Here is a 17,478-nt window from a genome sequence, read left to right as displayed (position 1 = left end):
AAAATGTTCTAGTTCGCCTTCACTAACTCCGCCGCCTTTGCGTGCTCGGCTGCGGCTTCTGCCGCGCGGCCCTGGCGTTCGTACGCAATCGCCAACTGGCTGTGAGCATCGGCAAAGGTCGGGTCTGCCGCGACGGACTCCTGATATCTGCCGATGGCGTCGGCGATCTGGCCCCTCAACATCAGTTGATTCCCCGCATTCAAAGCGAAGTTGGCGCGCTGCCGACTGACGGCGCCGCGCGCCAGTACGGCTCCCTGTTTGCGGTAATCTGCGGCCTGTGCGCGAAGATCCTTGATCTGACCTTGCAGTTCTTCTGCCTTCTGATGATCGCCGGCAGCTTCAGCCGCATCAGCCTGCGTGCTGAGATCTCCGGCCTCTTCAGCAAGAACTCCGGCAAGCGTGACCAAGGGGCCGGGCTGTGCAGGGAGAAGTGGGATTGCCTTCTTCAGCGCCTCGGCAGCCTCAGGTAAACGCGCGTCCTGCTTCAGGGTGCTGCCGAGGATAGCCCATGCGTCACCATTCTCCGGTCGCAGCGCAACGGCCTTCTTTAGCTCGACCACTGCCTCATCGAGCTTCCCAAGCTGCATGTAGAGAATGCCCAGCGTATAAGGCGGATCCTGCAGATTAGGATCCATCTGACCGGCGCGACTGAGTTCGGCAACCGCATCGGTGGGCCGGTCTTTGAATTTATAGGCAAGACCCAAGTCATAGTGGAGTTGGGGATCGTTAGGATCGAGCGTCAGCGCTTTTTGAAAATCACCGATCGCTTCGTCGAAGGCTGAAAGCTGAATATGGCAGACGCCAAGGTCCTTGTAGACGGTAGGATCTTTCGCATTTTCGGCAAGGGCACGATTGAAGTAGTCCAGAGCCTCTTTGCCTCGACCCGTAAGCGTGAGCGCCAACCCGAGATTGGTAAGAACCGATGGATTGCGCGGGTCGCGTTCAAGAGCCTTTTCGAACCAGGGGATCGCCTCCTGCTGGCGGCCGAGACGCTGCAGCGCCATCGCGAGGTCCAGTTGAATTCCAGATAAAGTTGGATCGACTTTGATGGCGGCAGTAAATTGCTGTGTCGCGTCTTCGTCTTTGCCGGTGGCGGCGAGGACCCTCCCGTATTCTGAGAGGGCTTCGGCGTTGTGGGGCTCAATGGCCACTGCGGCAGACAATGCATTCAGAGCACCGGTCATGTCCTTCTGGGCGCGGTACAGCAGACCCAAATGAACGCGGGCCGGAACATAGGAGGCATCCAACGAAATCGCGCGCTCAAAGCGCGTCTGCGCCGGTTGCCAGTTCTGTTGTTGCGCCTCCAGCGTTCCAATCGCGTCTTCAATATCCGCGCGCGGTCCAGTGATAGTTTCTTCCGCCGCGAACTGTAGCATCGCCTGCTGAGGCTTGCCTGAACCGGCCAGCGCTCGACCATAGGCGTCGAAGAACGAAGCATCCGCCGCTGGATGCCCGGGCAGCCGCGACAGGCTCAGAGCGGAATCAAAGTGAGGAAGAGCCTTCAATGATTCGCCAGCCTGGAAGAATGCCAGCGCAAGATTCGTTTCAATGCCCTGATCGCCTGGTTTGATGGCCTCTGCGGCCTCGAATTCCTTCGCTCCATCCAACGGCTTACCAAGCTCAACCAGGACTGCTCCCAGTGCTTCATGTCCTTCCGCGATCTTGGGCTGCAGGCGAACGACCTCGGCAAATTTGCTCCGCGCCATCTCCAGATTTCCAGCCTGGCGTGCCTCAAAACCCTCGCGAAAAGCAGTATCAGCCTGCTTGATAGCGGCGTCAGAGGGCGGCTGCTTGGGAGATTGATCTGCCGCAGTAGCAAGCAGTGCGGGCAAGGCGAAAAGGAGCATCACTCGTCGAATCGCATGGCAGCACATCGTCTATTTCCCCGCGGGCTTCGGATCACTGCGATGCTGAATTTCGACGACCATCTTGAATTCGCGATTCGCGGCGTCAAGCTGCCCCGTTGCCTTGTAGGCTTGGCCAAGCAGATTATGAGTAATGTAATTGGACGGGTCCATTTTTTCAGCGTGATCAAGGTAGTGAAGCGCTTGGATCGGCTGCTTCAACTTGAGAAACGTTTCACCAAGAAGGATGTAGGGGCCTGTGGCTTGAGGTTCGAGCAACACCGCCCGGTTGAGTGCCAACTGCGCGTCTTCGTACTGTCCATTGCGCAGATAGGCATCGCCCAAACGATCGTAGAGATCCGGGTTGAGCGGGTTAATCGTGCGCTCGGTTTCAAACTCGCGGATGGCTCCGGCCGTGTCGGCACGTGCCAAGGCCACTTCTCCCAATAGTTCGTGTGCCAGGGGCAGCGAGGCATTGAGGCCAAGTGCTTTAGTGGCTTCAGCGCCGGCCTCGTCGCGCAGCTCACGGCGCAGAAATAGGCGGCCTGCCAGCAGGTAGGCCTCGGCCGAATCGGGCGCAAACCCGTATTGCGCCGCAAATGCATGACGCGCGTCATCGTAGCGCTGCACGTCGGCGTAGCAAAGAGCCAGAACGTAATTTGGATCGACGTTTGCGCCTTGCACGCCGACGCGGGCTTTCTCCAGGAAAGGAATGGCCTCTTGAATCCTGCCCAGTCGGAAAAGGCTCACGCCATGCATTTCGATCGAATCGTGATCGCCGGGGTCTTGGCCAGCGGCTTTTGCAAAGGCTTCGATCGCTTTCGGAAATTCTTCTCTCTGATAGAAGATCATGCCCCGCAGTCGCTCGACGCCCGCCGGTTCCGGATTTTGCGTGGCAAGCTGATCTAGTTGTGTAAGAGCCGATTCAAGATGGCCCTTTGATGCGAGTTCCTGGGCGCTCGTGAAAGAAGCGGCAGGCGCAGAAGCTTCGGAGGGAGAAGACGGAGCCTGTTGAGAATTGCCCGGAAGCGCTGCGAGTGAAAGCGGTAGGAAGACTGCAATGGCGAAGATGCGAAACATGGATATCCTGATGAACTCAGTTTAACGCTGAGGGTCTGCTGTTGCTCGTTCGCGAGGTCACCGTGAAGTCAAAGAAAGAGGGGAGCCGAAGCTCCCCTCCAGGTTTGTTGCTCCTTCACGCCTTAGAACTGAACGCGAAGAGAGAACTCAAGTTGACGCGGTCCGCAATCGTTGCCGGAGCCGCAGCCGCCACCCTCACCACCGATGGTGCCGGTCGACTCAATGCCGCCGCCGGGGTTGCCAGCTGTGATGTGGTTGAAGGCATTGAACGCATCCATGCGGAACTTCGTGACGATGCTCTCGTGAATGGTAAATGCCTTGGTGATAGCCATGTCGGTACCGAAGAACGACGGTCCGCGATAGGTATTGAGACCACCGTTGCCGTAGTTATCAAGTCCGGGATTCGTGAAGATTCCCGTGCCCGCCGCTACGTCAATTGGGTCGGTCAGGTTGCCGTTATCACCCGGTTTGCAGCCTGCTGGAATATCCGCGCAGGGGATCTGCTGTTGATAGAAGGTACGCGTGATTTTCCCGCCGGAGTTGGTGACGGCCGGCGTGAGCTTGGTGTGGATGCGTCCGGTTGTATTCGGTGCGCATCCGCCGCTGGTGGCGGGGTTGGGTGTGTTGGGAACGTTCTGTCCGCACTCGTTAAAGCTGGCTGTGAATGGCAGACCGCCCGACCAGTTGGTTACGAAGCTGAGCTGGTACCCGCCGATGATCTCATCGGTCAGCCGGTTAACGTTTTGGGCGAGCTGCTTACCCTTGCCGAACGGAAGGTCGTAGCTGCCATAAACGGTGAGCTGCTGGGCACGAACCTGACTGTCGCGGAGGTGCGTGAGGGTATGGCTCCAGGTCCAGAGGTTCGATGTGTCGCCGAAGGCATTCGCCCACTGGTAGTTGCCGGTGACGGCAAGCCCATGAGTGAACTGCTGGGCCAATGTGACCTGCAGAGCATCGAACTCGGTGTTTTCAGTATCACCACGGTAGGCGATGCTGTTTGTCCAGCCGCACATACCGGGCACAACGAATGGTTCGCTCGGGGTTGTGTAGTTGGAGTCACGGCATGCCGCGAGGCTACCACCGTAGTAGCGCTGCAGGAAGTTGGTTGTCGAGGTTGCACCGCTGGCGGTGATGGTGTTTGCCGGCACGCTCGGATCGAAGTGCAGGGTTTGACCGGTCACGCTGTAATTGCCAGGAAGGTTGACAAACGACTCGTTCGGGTTTGTGCCGTTGCTGTCACCGTCACCCAGCGTATGCGTGCCCTTGTTACCAACATAGGCGACGGTCAAGCTGAGGGTTGGCGTAATAGCGCGTTGAATCGCCAGGTTCCAGGCATCGATCGTCGGGAAGTTAAGCGGTACAGCGCGTGCGCTGGAGGAGACCTGCGAACCCGGATTGGGCAGAAGGCCACTGGAGGGCACAGTGAGTGGCACATAGGGCGTCGGACCGACCGCCAGATTGAATGCCGGAGCGTGCGCGCTCGGGCTGTTGATCTGCTGGTTGGCCAGGACCGGGAGGTTCTGGGTGACGGTGTGACCGAAGATGGATCCAAAGACGCCGGTGTCAAAGCTGCGTCCGTAACCTGCGCGAACGACGGTCTTTTCATCCAACTGATAGGTAACGCCAAGACGAGGTGCGAACTGCTTCTTGAGGTCGATGCTCCAACCGAGATCGGAAGGAACTTGGCCAATGCCCGCGACATGCAGGTAGCCGTCGTTCAGATCAAGCAAAGCGCCGTTGCCGGGACCGTTGACGCTCTCTGGGAAGTAGATCTCCCAGCGAAGGCCGAGGTTCAGGGTCAGGTTCTTGGTTACGCGCCAAGTGTCCTGTCCGTAGAAGAATGTGCGCTTCTGGAATTCCTTGGCGTTGGTGGATGTGGAGACGTAGCGGTTGAAGCTGGTTACGTCGCCGAGGAAGAAGCTAGCGAAGCCGAGACCGCCGGAGTTCGCCTTGTTCCCGGCAGCGGGACCGGTCAGCTGGTCGATCGGTGCCGATGTAGGACCGACGTTGAAGTTGAGTAATCCGGCGCGATCGTTATCAGAAGGTACGCGCAGGTTGCGTCCATAACGAAGGTCAGCGCCTACCTTGAAGGTATGGTTGCCCTTGATCATGGTCCAGTTGTTGACGATCTGGAACTGGTCCTCACGTTCGATGAGAGGGCAGTTGCAACGGTTCACGTTCAATCCATCGCCATAGACGGTGCCCGATGTGCCGCCGCCACCGTTGGGGAGGTTGGTGACGTTGAAACCGGGTGCACCGGAAGTGATGTTGCCACCGATGTTGATGCCCGGGATCCCCAGAGTGTCAGCAAAATTGGTGCCTTGATCGTGCTTCGTATCGATAACGTTGTAGCGGTAGTAGCCGAGACGGAAGTCGGTCAGCAAATGCGAATTGAGGGCGATGTCCATGCCGGATGCCAAGCTGTCGTTGGCGCCGTTGGAATTGCCACCGTAGTTGCCGATACCGAATCCGGGGCCACCCGCCGCACCGAACATCACGGTTCCTGAGAGGGTATCCCAGAAGCGCGAGAAGCGCTCGAAGGCGTGCATCTTTTCGTTGATGGTGTAGTCGACGCGCTCCGTGTAGGAGTTGCTATTGAAGAGGCCGGTGCCCGACTTGCTGTAGTTGGTGTCGAGTCCATTGTCGTTGCCGACTCCAGTCCCGTAAGCGATTCCACTGGTGAAAGGCTCGAGGAGCTTAACGAGAGCCAGTGTCTGGGCGGAAAGCTGCGCGGTCGGAATCACGTTGCAAGGATAGGGAGAACCGACTTGCCCGTCGGATCCGCAGCCTGGTGCAACAGGAGCTGTGTTGTTGTAAATGAAACCCGCGGAGCCAAGGTGCAGGTACTCGCTGAAGTCAGCGCCGGCGATTCCGCTTGGTCCAACCTTGTTACCCAGGGCGGTTTCGGTAAGCAAAGACGTGGGCAACGTGTCGGTGGCCGATGTTCCGACCTTCTGGCGTTGCGCTTCATAGTTGCCGAAGAAGAAGAAGCGATCCTTGATGACCGGGCCGCCGATGGAGCCGCCGAAGCGGTTCTTGAGGCCGGCGACGGTCGATCCAACCGGTTGGGTGTAGGGGTCGCGCGCGTAGTTGGCGTTGCCGGTACGGAAGTCGTAAGCGCTGCCGTGGAAATGATTCGTTCCCGACTTGGTTTGTGCGGTGACAACTGCTGAAACCGCCTTACCGAGTTCTGCGTCGAAGTTCTGCGTGGTGATCTTGGTCTCGGTCACCGCATCCATGGCTGGATTGATGACGATGATTCCCAGAATCGGATCCTGGTTATCCGTGCCGTCAAGCTCAAAGGCGGTTCCGCCAAAGGCCTGTCCATCAACCTGAATCTGTTTGGAGCCTTGTGGATTTTCGTCGGCCGCGTGCGACCAGCCGAGAAGCTGTGCACCCGGAAGCAGAAGCTGAAGGTTGGTGAAGTTCTGGTCGCCAACCGGCAGGCTCGAAACCTGTTGCTCATCGAAGACCGTGGAAACATCGGCCTTGTCGGTCTTCAATACGGGCTGGGTATCAGCATTAACAGTGATGGTGGTTCCGGTGTCAGAACCGATGTCGAGTGTGGGATCGATGCGTGGAGCGGTATCAGCCTCGACCTTGATGCCCTTGGTCTCGAAAGGCTTGAAACCCTTAGCCACGACTTTCAGATCGTATACGTCGGGAATAAGGTGAGGGACACTGTAGTCGCCGGCGCCGTTGGAGGTCACGTTGACCACGGTGCCTTTGGCTTCGTCCGTCACAGTGATCGAGGCGTTCGGAATGACAGCCCCGCTCTTGTCGGAAACAGTGCCGAAAACCGATCCGTAGACCGATTGGGCGCTGGCCGTCACAATGAGGAGTGAACTCGCGCAGGCCAAAAAGGCCAGCACAAGTGCTGTGCGAAATAATTTGTTCATGCGGTCTCCTGAAAAGTAGTGCCGTTGTTCTGATCTTTTAACTTGTGGTGTTTCTGCCGGCTCGTTCTTCGACTTCGACCAGTCGGCTGACAAAGCTCACCTGTCGCGATGGCAGGATTCGCTGTTTCCCGGTGCCGCTACTCCCGAACACAAATAGAGAGCGATAAATTTACAGACTCCGGAGCAAGTCGAAACCTTACTGAAAGGGGGGACCCTCTGTCAACGTGAAAAGAGGGAAATAGGTTGCAGGGGAAGCCGGAATCGACATGTCATTGGCGGAAAAGCTTTACTGGAAGGTCCGATGCGGAATAGCCGAGCATCTTCTCAATCAAACGAATCATATGAATCAGCTACATAAACCGATTTACCGATTTACCGATTTGCAGGCCCTCCGAGTTTTTCCTCGCACAAAACTCAGATGCACCTTAAGGATCCATCGCCCTTGCGCTAGACAAACTGCTGCGTTTTCGACTTAATTGACATATCAATTAATGGTTGCTTCACAAACCTCGCACACCTCATCCAACGCAACGACTACGCATCCTGGAGGGCATACTACTCAGCATTCAGGATGTGTCAGGTATCAACCAAATGGTTGATTCTGAAGCGTCTTCCAGATCAACCCGGGAGACGAGATCGATCAGCAACCGCTCTCCCCACCAGGGTCGAACTCGAGGAATCTTCCGGGTATCTCCCTTCGTCTCTGTCTGAATTTAAAGAACTTTCGCATAGCGAAACTCATTTAGGCATAACATTCCACCAAGGCCGGGCGCGCTGAGGAATCAGCGTTAACTGACCGGATGCCTCATCACATTCAGTCAGCGAGATCCGCATTTCTGGCTACCGGAAAGAATTCCGCGATCCATGGCCTCAGCTTTCTCGTAATCAGGCGAGAATTCCAGAAGCCGATCCAAAGTCGCGAGTGCAGAGTTCCGGTCGCCAAGACCACACTCCACAATAGCCAGATTCAGGCCCGCCCCGGCTTGGGCGGGATCGTGCTCAAAGACGGCTTTCAACAATTGCAGAGCTTCTGCATATTCGCGTTGATTGATTCTCAGCAGTGCCAGGTCGGCGCCGGCCAGATAGTCATAAGGGTCTGACTGAAGGGCCAGTTGATACTCCTCGATGGCAGCAGTTGTCTGCCCATCCATCTGCTCCAAAAAGCCGAGTTGTGCATGCAATTCGTGATCGCGCCTGGCACCGCTTTCCGTGTGCTCAGCTTTTTGCAAAAGCTTCAGAGCCATCTTTCCGGCTGCCTCATTGCCGCGCGCTGCCATCTGGGCGTAGGCGATTCCAAGATCGCGATCATCCGCTATCGTCCCGCCGATTGTTTCGAGACTCCCGCTGTCGGCCAGGGATGGCCGCTGGTTGCTGATGCGCTTCTTGATCCAGTGGTCGGTTACCTGCTCGTGAGCAATGTCAGTCGATGTCGGTCGCGCCATATGACAAGCTATGCAGTCGGGGTTCTCTGGATGATGTCTCTCCGCAAATTCGGCAGCTCTATGACACTGCAGACACTTCTGCCGGTAAAACGCGACTTTATCATCGGGTGAAGGCGAACCATGGGGGTCGTGACACGTTGTACATGTGAGGCGATCGCCGGAGATCTTCTTGCATTCACTGCGGAGGAGTGCCTCCCACTGGCTGGTGGCGCGACCGCCTGAGCCGTTCTCGGTTTTGTAGACGAAATAGAGCGCATAGTCGAACAGGTCATCGCCGGGGGTGAAGTTTTCCATTTGCTTGCCGTAGCGGATTACTGCTGTCTGGCCTTCGAGGTGACAATTCAGACAAACGGAATCTCGCCGGACTGGCTGCAGTGCATTGATGTCGAGCATCCGGACCTTCCCGCCGGAGGAAATATGCGCACTGCCGTCCCCGTGACAGGAGACGCACGTAATGCCCCCGTTGGCAAAAGGTTCCCCCGCATAGAGGTTGCGCGCATCGGGGAGGGAGCGTGCGACGTTCGACGCGTGACAGTGAAGACACCCTGGATCGACTGGAAGGGTCAACGGCACTTCGGTCGCCGATTGAAAATTTGGCGCCATGTCCCAGATCTGCTTTTTGCTATACCAGTTGATCGGCGACTCGAACCAATATCCGGATCGCTCAAAGAGATAGGTCCTACCACGCTTGCCGGATCCGATGAAATAGCGGAGATTCTGCTCTCCCTTGAGCAAGTTGTCGGATGAAGCGCTCTCACGCTCATAACTTAGCCAGACCTGTCCGGCTTCCGCTGCTACGCGGAAGTGTACGCCCGACGCTGCGTGCACGAATTCCCCCGGAATGAACCCATCCACCGCGGGCCCGCTTGCATTTGCCATGGGGGTGGTGCGGTAGCGCTGATAGATTTCGCGATGACAGGTCGCACACTCCAAGTTTGGGTCGCGAGTCTCGCTCTCCGCGCATAGCGGAAGCCCACACAACACTAAGATCGTGGCAATGCAGACTCCTGCCAGGCAAAATGAATCGGGGCGGGACAGGCTCGGCGCTCCACCAGCTCTTGCTGCCGTTCTCGTTCTTGCTCACTCTGCTGACGGGGATATGGATGGTGCGGTTGACATGCGGCCAAGATATTTCTGTGTGGTCACTCCACCTCGATCGGCGTAACGACAAATTCTGCTGCGACTGTTTGACCTGACAAAAGCGCGCTTTTAAGCTGCGTGTTGAGTAACCTGAAGATAGTTTGAATTGTGCATGCCGATCTTGATACGGAATCAGGAAGATCCGATGAATACTGCGTTTAGCCAACCGCTGTGTTGCTTTGTCGATCGTGTCGCAACGCCAATCGGCGTGATGATGATTGCCGCTGACGCGGATGGCAAACTGCGTGTCGCTCTCTTCACAGAGGACGAGGAAGATATTCGTCGATATCTGAGACTTCAACTGCGCTCGAAGAAATTCACGCTCGAACCCGCGAATAATCCGTATGGATTGATGTCTGCGATCTCGAGCTATTTCGCCGGCGAGCTAGGCATCATCGACACATTGCCGGTCGAAACCGGAGGAACGCCATTTCAGCAGGATGTGTGGAGGGCGCTACGCTCTATTCCCTGCGGATCCACTATTTCCTACGGCGCGCTTGCTGCACAGATCGCCCGTCCTGCGGCCGTGCGCGCGGTTGGTTTGGCGAACGGCTCAAATCCCGTTGCCGTCGTGGTTCCTTGTCATCGTGTGATTGGAGCAAACGGTTCGCTCACCGGATACGGCGGCGGCATCGAGCGCAAGCGTTGGCTGCTGGACCATGAGAAGAATCCGCGTCTCTTCTAACGGGGAAGACATAGCCACAATGATTGAACGAGATCTCCTTTAAACCGGCTCCTGGGCGTCCCCGGTTTTCAATTGGTTCTGAGTTTCATCTTGTTCTTCATATCGTGGGCCAGCTTCTCAATCGCATCGATCTTGTGAATCGTGTTGATAGAAAGAGTGTCCTTGCTGGTCTTGTCCAATTCATCTTTCAAATCTACCGCCATCCTCAGGAGTTTCTCACTATCGGCCGATACTTCCTTTTTCCGTTGAGCGTTTGCCTCTTCAATGCGTGCTTCGTCGCGTTCCTGTTGCTGCATCTTCTCCCGGTCGTTCGCATCGGGCATGCGGTTTACCGCATTAGGCACGTAGGATCCGTTCTGCTGCATGAGGGCGCGTACTGGCGATGGGCCGACTAAAAGAAACAGCAGGCAAACAAGTCCGCTGACTGTTATTACAGTAGGGCACAGGAAAACAAAGATTTTCTGGGAAGCCACAGGTATCCTCCGAGGTCGCCGGGGAACTGTGCCGGAGATGGCGCGTCTCTCGCTCACTGGGAAACGCGAGCGGTCTTGCGCACAGATTCTTGCGGAGACAGTATAGTGCCGGGTTTGTGCTTCCGACATCTGGACTTGCCGAGGCCGCAAAAATCAAAACGGGCGATTGGCTATGAATTGGAGGCGGGTTCACGAGTGCCGGAAACGAGGCTTTGATGATCGATCAAGCAAACCAGAGACTTCCGTATAGCGCACGATGCGACCGAAATCCCGACTGAGAATTCAGTCAAAGTTACGCTTTCGGCTACAGAGAAGGCCGTGATAAGGTCCCCGTAGCGGATTCTTCTGCCAAAGAGAGACCGATGCAGAGACGCACTTTCGTCAGCATGGCGACGGGCGCGACAATGGGCTTCGCTTTACAACCTGGCGTTCTTGCCAGTGAGCAGGAACCAAAAGATCCGGTTCCCTATCCCGATCCGGCAGTAGAAGTCGTTGATCCTCGTTTCGCGAAATATCACATCATCAGCGCGGCCGTAGAGCGCTTGTTTACGGGTGCGCGCTGGGCAGAAGGCCCGGTGTGGATTGGCGACGGTGGATATCTTATCTTTAGCGACATTCCCAACAACCGTATGCTCAGATGGCTGGAGGAAACGGGCGAAGTCACTGTGTTCCGCAGCCCCTCGAATTACAGCAATGGCAATAGCCGTGATCGTGTGGGGAGGTTGCTCACTTGCGAGCACGACACACGCCGCGTGACGCGGACCGAATATGACGGCACTGTCTCAGTGCTCATGGATAGCTTTCAAGGCAAGAAGCTCAACGCTCCGAACGACCTCGTAGTTCACTCCGATGGGGCCATCTGGTTTAGTGATCCCGGCTACGGCATCATGTCGAATTACGAAGGGCACAAAGCTGCTTTCGAACTCCCTGCCAACGTTTACCGGCTCGACCCGAATACGCGCGTGGCAACAGTTGTGGCCAGCGATCTTGAAAAGCCCAACGGCCTATGCTTCTCTCCCGACGAGAAACTGCTTTACATCGTCGATAGCGCAGTTCCTAAGCACCCGGGTGCTCCGATCCCGATTCGGGTCTATGACGTTGTGGATGGCGTGAGGCTGACGAACGGGCGCATGTTTGTGAACATGTCACCGGGTACTTCCGATGGCATTCGCTGCGATGTGGACGGCAACGTTTGGTCCGCTGCCGGGTGGGCCGGGAAAGACTTTAACGGGGTGCATGTCTTCGCCCCCGATGGCACTCTCATCGGGAAGATTCATCTTCCTGAAACGTGCGCCAATCTCTGTTTCGGTGGCACCAAGAGAAACCGCTTGTTCATGACTGCCAGCCAGTCTCTTTACGCCCTTTATGTTGGGACAGAAGGCGTCCCGATGGCTTGAGACTACATTCATCAGGAGCCGAAGCCCGATTATCTTTAGTCGCTTGGCGGCATGACTGAAGTCGTGCCCTGACACAATGTGCTCAGATTCGAACGTATCTCTCCTCAGGCTTTTTTCCTGGCGGGAACCAGCGCTTCGTTCTTCAGGATCTTGCCGCCCTCTTCGATTACGTAGAGGCGCTTTACATCAAGATCCTTGAGAGTATCGACGGCACCGGACGGCCAACGAATTTCAACGAGGTCGACCTTCTTCGCATCGTTGAGACCGAAGTGGATACGCAGATCGCTCGCGGAGTAGTAGCCGTTGCACGATCTCACCTCTTCAATCTGTGCGAACGGTGTGCCGGGCTTGGCTGTCAACACGGGCGACCCCGTATCCGCAACAACCTTGATGCGCGCACCGATACCGGTCTTGTTCGATTTCGTTCCGACGAGGCGTATCTTCACCCAGCTTCGATTCAATGTGGAATCGCAACGAAGCAGTTGCGGAACCGCGTTCACGCAATTCACAACCGCATCGAGATCGCCGTCATTGTCGTAGTCTCCCACCGCAAAGCCGCGCGCTTTCGCATCGGTAGTGATCCCTGATCCGCCCGACAAACTCAAGTCCTCAAATTGGCCATTGCGCAAGTTGCGATAAAGATACTTGCGCTCGGCGTAGGCAGCGTCCACTTGAGTGCCATCAACCTCCGGATACACGTGACCATTGGCGACTAGAATGTCGAGCCAGCCATCGTTGTCGATATCGATGAAACTCACACCCCAGCCGAGCAGGCGCGTATTGATGCCAAGACCAGCCTGGTAGGTGCGATCGTCGAAAGAGCCATCGCCAAGATTCATAAATAAGGAATCAGTGTCGCCCGCGAAATTGGTCTTCACGATGTCGAGCATGCCGTCGCGGTTGTAATCGCCGATGGAAACACCCATACCCGCCTGCGGTTTGCCGTCGGGAGAGTAAGCAACGCCGGCTTCGATCGCCTGATCCTTGAACGTGCCATCCTTCTGATTCACGTAATAAGTCGCAGAAGTGGAGTCGTTGGCCACGTAGATGTTTGGCCAGCCCGTATTGTCGAGATCTGCGGCACCGCAACTCAAAGCGTAGGTGCCGAGCGTGCCCCACATGCCTGCCTTTTCGCTGACATCTTCAAACGTGCCATCGCCCTTGTTGCGATACAGCAGATTCTTCCCACCTTCAAGGCCCGGTGGGCCGCATGCAACAACGATGCCTTTATACGTACAGTTGGCATCTTCGGGGAGCGGCGTAGTCTTCAGATCAAGATCGATGTAATTGCCAACAAACAGATCGAGGTGGCCATCCTTGTTGTAATCAAGAAACGAGCAGCCCGAATTCCACCGCAGACGATCCTGCAGCAGGCCAGCCTCTTTTGTGACCTCGGTGAACGTTCCGTTGCCGTTATTACGAAATAAGGCGTTCTGGCCGTAGTAGCTGACGAACAGGTCGTTCCAGCCGTCGTTGTTGTAGTCACCGACGCAGCAAGCCTGTCCCCAACCCGATCGCGCCAGACCGGATTTCATCGTGACGTCGGTAAATGTACCGTCGCGATTGTTTTTGAAGAGACGACAGACCGGTTCGTGTCCTTTAGGGAAGCCTTCGAGCCGCCAGCCGTTGACTAGGAAAATGTCCAACCAGTCGTCCTGGTCATAGTCGAAGAAGGCGGCACCGCAGCCGGTAGTTTCGAGTAGATATTTGTTGCGATGCTCGCCGCCGAAGATCATCTCCACGTTGAGCCCTGCTTCTTTTGCTACATCGACAAACTGCACACCCAACGGCGTCCCCGTCACTGGCGATGGAGCTCCCTTGGGAGCCGCCCTTGGTGGAGCTTTATATGCCTGGCGGGCGCTGCCCTTCGGTGCCTGGGTTGCCTGCTGGCCGAAAGCCGGTCTCGCTAGCTTCAAGACGTCTTCGAGAGATAAAACGACAGCGGTCCTTGATAGCGACTTCAAAAATCCGCGGCGGGTAAAGGACAAAACAGCGTTCTCCGTCGAGCGCACCATTTGGCACCTGCGTTTGCGCTCTAAAGGGTGAGTATATCGGGCACGCCATATCAACCGTGCTCGCGACGGGAAACGTGGACAATGTCGCTAAAAGGGAGAGAGCGGATTCGAGAGCACGCGCTGGTAACGCCCTACTCACAGTTCCCAGAACAGTTGAAAGGAAGGCAAAACCTAATGGAGGGCAAATAACTTGCTTTCAACGATTTGGCGATCCTCTTACTCTTGCGCTAACCCGGACATCAGTCACCAAATTCTCATTACATTCGTCCGGCACCTCACCCTATCGTGTGATTGCCCCTCACCTGTACACCAGTGCTACGCTTCGACTTACCACAGGCCTCCGAATATCGACAGGAGAGGTTCTCCCCATATGCTCGAAGCGACAAAAACGCTGGACTACTATGAGTTTCTCCAGATCAGTCCTCACGCGGACACAGAGACAATTCACCGCGTTTACCGCTACCTCGCGGCACGCTTCCACCCGGACAATCCGGAGACGGGCGATCCTGAAAAATTCTTCCTGCTGAAAACTGCATACGACGTTCTATCGGACGCGGATCGGCGTTCGGAATACGACCGCGAATATGATGGCGAGCGCGGGCCGGTGCACAATCCGCTCTCAGATTCCGTGGACTTCATGGACCAAGTGCAGGGCGAACTGAATCGCCGCCTAGCCGTGCTCGCGGTTCTCTACTATCGCCGTCGTGCGAATCCATTCGACCCCAGAGTCAGCCTCGCCGAAATCGAAAAGCGCATGGGCTTTCCCCGCGACTACCTGGATTTCACTACCTGGTATCTGGGCAAAAAAGGCTATATAACCCGGGCTGACAACTCCGACTTTTCGCTGACCGCCGAAGGCGTGGATTTCATTGAGACCCAGCGAGTGAAGATTCCTGTCCTGAATAGATTGCTGACGACTGGCAATGTTGCCTGCAACGTTGACGTGGATGAAGACGTGATGAGCCTGGAGTCGAGTGCGACAACCATGATTGTGCTGCCTGACATGACGCGCATTCCGAATCGGCGGGCCAACTCGCGTGAACGCCGCACGGGCGCCCCTGATTGGCGTGCCGAAAAGGTGGAGCGCCGTAAAGGTCCTCGCCGTACGGAAGAATAAGGCCCGATTCACATCTGAAACATCAAGGCGCGCGGAGAGATTGCCCAAATCCTCCGCGCGTTTCTTTGCACGGAAGATTCCTGCCGATAACACACCTTTAACATTCTCTTCTTACGTTGCGCTTTCGATCGAATGTTGAGACAGATGCATCTTAAAACCGTAGAAAGATCCCCTGCAACGATCAAGCCGGCATCTCCTTCGATAAGAGAAGCGACGGGCGAGACTTCCCCTATGGTAGAAAGTGGTAGCGACGGATTATGCGGATCCCTGGACTTACCGAAACCAATGAAGACAAATGGCCCGCCACCACCGTCGAAATGGCAGCCAGAATTCGCCAGTTCGCGTGGGAGTCAACACACCTCGGTCAGATAGCTTCGTGGTCCGCCTGCCTGCGGCGGACGGTGGAGATGATGTTGAGCTGCGGATTTCCCTGCACCCTGCAATGGGGAGAGCAAGGGATTCTGATGTATAACGATCCCTACATTCAACTCATCGGAGCTCGTCATCCCTCTGCTCTGGGTCGTCCAATCTTCGAAACATTTCCCGAAATCATCGAAACATACAAACCTTTGTTTGAGCGTGTTCGAAGCGGCGAGACTCTGGTTTTCGAAGACTTGCCCTATCGTTACATTCGCGAAGATAAAGCCGTCGACACCTGGTTCACGCTGTCTTATAGCCCTATCCGAAATGACGCGGGAGCGGTGGCTGCCGTCCTTGCAATTGGATTCGAGACTACCTCGCGCGTGGCGCTTCGCCAGAGTGAGGAGCGCTATCGAACCTTGTTTGAAAATGTCGATGAAGGATGCATGGTCATCGAGCAGTTGCCACTCGCAGCGGATGGGCGGCGAGACTATCGATACATCCTGATGAATCGCGCCAGCACCATGATGTTCGGCAAGCCCGATCTCACGGGCCAGACCATTCGCGCGAACTTCCCGGATGAAGACGAGGAATGGTACGAGTTTTACGATCAGGTGCTCTCAACCGGCAATTCGCTCCGCTTCGAGAGAGCTTCTCTGCCGCAGGGCAAAGTCCTCGAGATGTTTTTGGCATGTTTCGGCGATCCCACAGACAAGCGTCTGCTGGTGCTGATGCGTGACGTTACCGAGCGTCGACGGGCGCAGGAGGCACTGCGACAGTCTGAGAAACTTGCCGCCGTAGGACGCCTTGCCAGCTCCATTGCTCATGAAATTAACAACCCTCTCGAAGCCGTCACGAATCTGGTGTACCTCGCACGCAGAGAGAATATTTCTCCAGTCGCAGCGTCGCTACTCGATCAGGCAGACAAAGAACTGCGTCGCGTCAGTCTGATTACCACCGAGACTTTGCGATTCCATCGTCAACAATCGCTGCCCGTCCGGACCGATATCGCAGAGCTGCTCGATTCCATCCTGATTCTGCATGAAAGCCGTTTGATGCAGGCGCGGATCACGACTGAACGCCGTTACAAGGCGCACCCTGAAATCCTTTGTTTGCCGAACGACATCCGGCAGGTGCTCGCCAACCTGATCTCCAATGCGATTGAGGCGATGAACGCCAATACTGGAACACGGATCCTGACCCTGCGCCTGCATGCTGCAGTCAATTCTCGGACGGGTGAACGCGGAATTACGGTTCTGATCTCAGACAATGGTTCGGGCATGAACGCCGCAGCGCGTGCTCGCGCATTCGAGCCGTTCTTCACGACCAAGGAAGCGACCAACTCCGGCCTCGGCCTATGGATTGTGCGCGAAATCGTGGAGAAACACCATGGGCATCTCCGCTTTCGGACTTCTCAGGCCGGTCCCCGTCGCGGAACATTGTTCTCCCTCTTCCTTGCGGCGACGCCAAGCGCTAGCATAGGTGCGCGGTAAAATCGGGCGGCGGAGTGCCCCTTCGCTTTTCCGACATCTGAAGAAATAGAAATGAAGGAGATATTCATGCGATTTGGTCGTTTCACTTCAGCCCTCCTGGGATTGGCAGCTTGCTCTCTCCTCGGCGTCCTCCCCGTAACCCACGCGCAGTCCAGTCCGAGCAAGCCAGCCAGCAAGGCAACTCCCGCTGCGACCGCCAGTAAAGCAGCTCCTGCTGCGAAAACGGCGCCGAAGGGCGATCTCGTCGATATCAACTCCGCCACGGCAGACCAGCTCAAGGCCCTTCCTGGTGTCGGTGACGCTTATTCGCAAAAGATCATTGCGGGGCGCCCTTACGCCAACAAAACCCAACTCAAGAGCAAGAACATTGTTCCGGCGGCAACCTACGACAAGATCTCCAGCCTGATCATCGCCAAACAGCCAGCCAAGAAGGCGAAGTAAATCTTCGCCTGAACTCGGCACAAAAGGAGGGGCGCTTTCGCGCCCCTCTTTTTGATTGACTTGCGGCTACTGGATTCCCCCTGCAGCGATCA

General features: G+C 56.2%; 11 protein-coding genes. 5 read left to right on the top strand and 6 right to left on the bottom strand.

The genetic code is table 11. The features are described from left to right. Positions 1-8: 8 nt before the first annotated feature. The 4 genes from P8935_RS03360 to P8935_RS03345 form a co-directional block, all read right to left on the bottom strand. Complete coding sequence (locus P8935_RS03360; protein ID WP_348263602.1) at positions 9-1,847, bottom strand: tetratricopeptide repeat protein; 1,839 nt, start codon at positions 1,845-1,847, stop codon at positions 9-11. A gap of 30 nt (positions 1,848-1,877) precedes the next feature. Then, complete coding sequence (locus P8935_RS03355; RefSeq protein ID WP_348263601.1) at positions 1,878-2,924, bottom strand: tetratricopeptide repeat protein; 1,047 nt, start codon at positions 2,922-2,924, stop codon at positions 1,878-1,880. Between the two features lie 122 nt (positions 2,925-3,046). After that, positions 3,047-6,823 (bottom strand): TonB-dependent receptor, encoded by a 3,777-nt coding sequence (locus P8935_RS03350; protein WP_348263600.1) that lies wholly within the window; start codon positions 6,821-6,823, stop codon positions 3,047-3,049. An 818-nt stretch (positions 6,824-7,641) separates the two neighbouring features. Then, on the bottom strand, positions 7,642-9,198 hold the full coding sequence (locus P8935_RS03345) for a tetratricopeptide repeat protein (protein ID WP_348263599.1): 1,557 nt from the start codon (positions 9,196-9,198) through the stop codon (positions 7,642-7,644). 352 nt (positions 9,199-9,550) lie between these two features. On the opposite strand from P8935_RS03345, the gene ogt reads away from it, so the two are divergent. Then, positions 9,551-10,090, top strand: coding sequence for a methylated-DNA--[protein]-cysteine S-methyltransferase (gene ogt, locus P8935_RS03340; RefSeq protein ID WP_348263598.1), 540 nt, complete (start codon positions 9,551-9,553; stop codon positions 10,088-10,090). Between the two features lie 68 nt (positions 10,091-10,158). Here the strand turns inward: ogt and P8935_RS03335 are convergent, their stop codons facing one another. Beyond that, entirely contained in the window at positions 10,159-10,563 is a 405-nt protein-coding gene (locus P8935_RS03335) for a hypothetical protein (protein ID WP_348263597.1), read from the bottom strand. A gap of 362 nt (positions 10,564-10,925) precedes the next feature. Between P8935_RS03335 and P8935_RS03330 the strand changes: the two genes are divergently transcribed. Then, on the top strand, positions 10,926-11,960 hold the full coding sequence (locus tag P8935_RS03330) for an SMP-30/gluconolactonase/LRE family protein (RefSeq protein ID WP_348263596.1): 1,035 nt from the start codon (positions 10,926-10,928) through the stop codon (positions 11,958-11,960). Between the two features lie 104 nt (positions 11,961-12,064). On the opposite strand, the gene P8935_RS03325 is transcribed toward P8935_RS03330, so the two are convergent. After that, positions 12,065-13,975, bottom strand: a complete 1,911-nt coding sequence (locus P8935_RS03325) for a CRTAC1 family protein (protein WP_348263595.1) — start codon at positions 13,973-13,975, stop codon at positions 12,065-12,067. 370 nt (positions 13,976-14,345) lie between these two features. On the opposite strand from P8935_RS03325, the gene P8935_RS03320 reads away from it, so the two are divergent. The 3 genes from P8935_RS03320 (at position 14,346) to P8935_RS03310 (ending at position 17,386) form a co-directional block, all read left to right on the top strand. Continuing rightward, positions 14,346-15,092 (top strand): DnaJ domain-containing protein, encoded by a 747-nt coding sequence (locus P8935_RS03320; protein WP_348263594.1) that lies wholly within the window; start codon positions 14,346-14,348, stop codon positions 15,090-15,092. Positions 15,093-15,349: 257 nt separating this feature from the next. Further along, on the top strand, positions 15,350-16,945 hold the full coding sequence (locus tag P8935_RS03315; RefSeq protein WP_348263593.1) for an ATP-binding protein: 1,596 nt from the start codon (positions 15,350-15,352) through the stop codon (positions 16,943-16,945). 66 nt (positions 16,946-17,011) lie between these two features. Continuing rightward, positions 17,012-17,386: a helix-hairpin-helix domain-containing protein gene (locus P8935_RS03310; RefSeq protein WP_348263592.1), complete on the top strand. Its 375-nt coding sequence runs from the start codon at positions 17,012-17,014 to the stop codon at positions 17,384-17,386. Positions 17,387-17,478: the final 92 nt, after the last annotated feature.

Source organism: Telmatobacter sp. DSM 110680, from assembly GCF_039994875.1.
GTDB lineage: Bacteria > Acidobacteriota > Terriglobia > Terriglobales > Acidobacteriaceae > Telmatobacter.
The sequence above is the reverse complement of the archived record's forward strand: the minus strand, read 5'-3'. Positions and strand labels throughout refer to the sequence as shown.